Origin of the sequence: Streptomyces sp. P17, assembly GCF_032436805.1 — a bacterium.
Taxonomy (GTDB): Bacteria; Actinomycetota; Actinomycetes; order Streptomycetales; family Streptomycetaceae; genus Streptomyces.
Genome location: NZ_JAVRBF010001357.1, coordinates 1 through 243, shown reverse-complemented (window position 1 = coordinate 243; position 243 = coordinate 1). Strand labels below are relative to the sequence as shown.

At 67.5% G+C, this 243-nt stretch carries 1 protein-coding gene; it reads left to right on the top strand.

The window, feature by feature from the left end; all coding sequences use genetic code 11:
• A partial coding sequence (locus RMT89_RS44965) for a DUF2794 domain-containing protein (RefSeq protein ID WP_315889522.1) occupies positions 1–236 on the top strand: 236 nt, incomplete at its 5' end.
• Positions 237–243 lie beyond the last annotated feature (7 nt).

Sequence of the window (243 nt, the reverse complement as noted above, 5' to 3'; positions counted from 1 at the left end):
CCGCGGGCGAGTGGCGCGACTATGCGATCGACTTCTCGCGCGAGACGGCGACCTTCTCGAATTTCCGGCGCACCGCCGAGTACCCGCTCTACCGCGTCGAGAAGGTGCCGAAGCTGGCCCGCAAGCAGGGCGCCTATAGCGTGGTGACGACGACGGGGCTGGTCTTGAAGCGCGGCCACGAGCTGCGCCGCGTCCTCGACGTGCTGGACAAGAAGCTGAAGCTCGTCACGAGCTAGCGCGACG